Genomic DNA, 3298 nt, shown 5'->3' with positions numbered 1-3298 from the left:
TCACTTGCCCCGGGCGGCCCGCTCGGCGATCTCGCGGATCCGCCGGAAGGTCAGCACGCGCCGCCGATTGCCCTCAGGCAGCTTCTGGATGTCCTCGTCGGTGAGGGCCACGGTATTGCCGTAGGCCTCGTGCACGGGAATCTCGCCGTCGGCCAGCGAGCGCATGACCTGCTTGCGGGCCATGGCCGCCTCGACATAGGGCGCCAGCTCTTGGTACTTGGCCCGCTCGCGCTCGGCCTCGCGCTCCGCGAACTCCGGCATGACCTTGGCCGCGAAGAGCTCGAGGGACTGGCAGATGTGGTCGTGGCGGTTCTTGCCCCCCTGCTGGATGAAGATGGTCTGATCGACCCCGGCGTCCTGAAAGGTCCGCAAGGCGGCGCGCAGCTCGTCGGGGGTGCCGATGCAGCCCGTGCCGGCACCCAAGACCTCGGTGCCGATCTGGTCGCGCACCGCCTCGAAAGCCGTCCAGATATTGGTGCGACCCGGCTTGTGCTTGCCGAAGACGTAGTGATGGGCGAGGGCGAACTGGAAGAAACGGAAGCCGTCGCTGCCGCGGCGGCGCGCCTCCTCGGCGTTTCCGTGGCAGGAGAAGCCCGTGACCATGGCGATGTTCGGGTTCACGGCATGGCCGATGGGAACGCACTCGCGCTTGAAAGTCTCGTAGTAGTCGTCGACCCAGTGCTTGGCCTCAGCAGGGTCCACGAAGGCGAAGCTCAGCGCGCCGATGCCGAGCTGCGCGGCCAGATGGATGGTCTCGCGATTGGAGCAGGCAACCCAGATGGGCGGGTGGGGCTTCTGCACCGGCTTGGGCACCACGTTGCGCGCGGGCATCGAGAAGAACTGGCCCTGGAAGCCGGGGTAGGGATCCATCACCATCATGTTGGCGACCTGCTCGACGGTCTCGCGCCACATGGCGCGTCGGTCGGCCGGATTGACGCCGTAGCCTTCGAGCTCCGCGCGCGAGGCGGATTCACCGGTGCCCCAGTCGACGCGGCCCCGGGAGACGAGATCGAGGGTGGCGAGGCGCTCGGCCACCCGCGCGGGCTGGTTGTAGCCCGGCGGCATGAGCACGATGCCGTGGCCGAGCCGGATGCGCCGCGTGCGCTGGGAGCAGGCGGCCAGGAACACCTCGGGCGCCGAGGAGTGCGAGTACTCCTCGAGGAAGTGGTGCTCGACCTCCCACGCATAGTCGATGCCCAGGCCATCGGCCAGCTCCACCTGGTCGAGCGCGTCCTGGAAGAGCTGCAGCTCGCTGTCGCGCTCCCATGGCCTCGGGAGCTGATGCTCGTAGAAGATGCCGAATTTCATCGCGCCTCCATGCGTTGAGGGAAAGTGAGCAATCTTAAGAGGAGGCCCGCGGGCTGTCAACGTCGCCGCCCGGCCCTCATGGCATACTTGGATGCCATCGCGAGCGAAAGGAGCGTCTTCATGGCTCGAGCAGAACTCAATGGAATCGAGATCGACTACGAGGTGAGCGGCCGCGGGCCGGCCGTGCTCCTCAGCCACGGCTACTCGGCCACGCGACGCATGTGGGACGGCCAGCACCGCGCGCTCGAGGGCCGCTACACCGTCATCAGCTGGAGCATGCGCGGGCACGGGCAGACGGACAGCCCCGACGATCCCGCGCGGTATTCCGAGGAGCTGACGGTGGGCGACATGCGGGCGCTGCTCCGGCACGTGGGCGTGGAGCGGGCCATCGTGGGCGGCCTCTCCCTCGGCGGCTACGCCTCCCTTGGCTTCTACCTCGCGCATCCGGAGATGGTCCGCGCGCTCGTCATCTGCGACTCCGGCCCCGGGTACCGGAACGCCGCCGCGCGCGCGGCCTGGAACCAGCGGGCGCAGGAGCGGGCGGCGGAGCTGGAGGCGCGCGGGCTCGACACGCTCCGCGGACGAAGCCGCGAGATGCGCGAGGCGGCCGGGTTTCATCGCTCCGCGCAGGGCCTGGCCCACGCCGCGCGCGGCATGCTCGCCCAGCGCGACTCGCGCGTCATCGACGGGCTCCCGTCGATCACCGTGCCCACGCTGGTCATCGTGGGCGACCAGGATCAGCCGTTTCTCACCCCCTGCGAGTACATGGCGAAGAAGATTCCCGGGGCCAGGCTCGAGGTCATCGCGGGCGCCGGGCACTCCTCGAACCTCGATCAACCCGCGGCCTTCAACCGCGTCCTCCTCGATTTCCTGGACGCGTTGCCGCCCGAGGGCGGGGCGGGGAGGACCGCGCCATGACGACGAAGCCCAGGATCGGATTTCTTGGCTTGGGGACCATGGGCGGGCAGATGGCGCGGCGGCTCGTGTCCGAGGGGTATGCGGTGACGGGCTATGACGTGGATCCTGGCCGCGCCGGACAGGCCAAGGCGAACGGGGTGATCCTGGCCGCTTCGCCGGCTCGAGTCGCGGAAGCCGCGGACTTCGTCCTGTCGAGCTTGACCGATCCCGCCGCCGTTCGCCGCGCCTATCTCGGCGAGGATGGGGTGCTCTCGGCGCTCCGCCCTGGCATGACATTGATCGACCTGAGCACCATCGATCCGGATTGCTGGCGCGAGGTGGCGGCGGCGGCCAGAAAGTCCGGCGTCGAATGTCTCGACGCGCCCGTGAGCGGCGGCCCCATCGAGGCGGGAAGCGGCAAGCTCGTCTTTCTCATCGGGGGCGAGGCGGCCGTGCTCGAGCGATGCCGGCCCCTTCTGATGACGCTGGGCACCGATCTCCACCACGTCGGTCCCCTCGGCTCGGGCCAGGTCGTGAAGATCGTCAACAACGTGATGTCGATGGGGAACATGGCGGTGGCCGCCGAGGCGATGGTGCTGGGGGTGAAGGCCGGGGTCGACCCGGAGCGCCTCTTCGAGATCCTCTCCACGAGCGGCGGCCGCTCCCACCACTTCCTCAAGCGCATGCCCAACGTGCTCGCCGGGAATTTCGCGCCGTCCTTCGGCATCAACCTGTCGCGCAAGGATCTCTCGCTGGCGCTGGCCATGGCCGCCAGTCTGGAGATGCCCATGCCGGTGGCGGCCACCGTCCGGCAGATGTACGAGGCCGCGCACGCGCAGGGCCTGGGCGCCCTCGACATGGCCGCCGTCACCTCGCTTTATGAGCAATGGACAGGCGTGAAGGTCCGGAAGAAAGCATCCGGCAGCAACCCGAGCCCAGTACGCTAGGCTATTCGCGAGACAACGCCACCCTCACCCTGCCCTTATATGATGGAACCGCAGCATCGAGCAGCGGCGGTAGAGTTCACGGTGCCCGTGGGACGAGGACCCCACCCTGCCGATCCCGTGGAGGATCTGGGAGAGACTGTCCCGCT

General features: G+C 68.7%; 3 protein-coding genes. 2 read left to right on the top strand and 1 reads right to left on the bottom strand.

What is annotated here, in order from left to right:
- Complete coding sequence (locus tag VGT00_02020; GenBank protein ID HEV8530175.1) at window positions 1-1308, bottom strand: LLM class flavin-dependent oxidoreductase; 1308 nt, start codon at window positions 1306-1308, stop codon at window positions 1-3.
- Window positions 1309-1428: 120 nt separating this feature from the next.
- On the opposite strand from VGT00_02020, the gene VGT00_02015 reads away from it, so the two are divergent.
- Both VGT00_02015 and VGT00_02010 read left to right on the top strand, forming a co-directional pair.
- Window positions 1429-2226, top strand: a complete 798-nt coding sequence (locus VGT00_02015; protein ID HEV8530174.1) for an alpha/beta fold hydrolase — start codon at window positions 1429-1431, stop codon at window positions 2224-2226.
- Window positions 2223-3152, top strand: a complete 930-nt coding sequence (locus VGT00_02010) for an NAD(P)-dependent oxidoreductase (protein HEV8530173.1) — start codon at window positions 2223-2225, stop codon at window positions 3150-3152. The genes VGT00_02015 and VGT00_02010 overlap by 4 nt, the downstream gene beginning before the upstream one ends.
- Window positions 3153-3298: the final 146 nt, after the last annotated feature.

The organism is Candidatus Methylomirabilota bacterium (genome assembly GCA_036002485.1).
In the GTDB taxonomy this organism is placed as follows: Bacteria; Methylomirabilota; Methylomirabilia; order Rokubacteriales; family CSP1-6; genus AR37.
The sequence above is the reverse complement of the archived record's forward strand: the minus strand, read 5'-3'. Positions and strand labels throughout refer to the sequence as shown.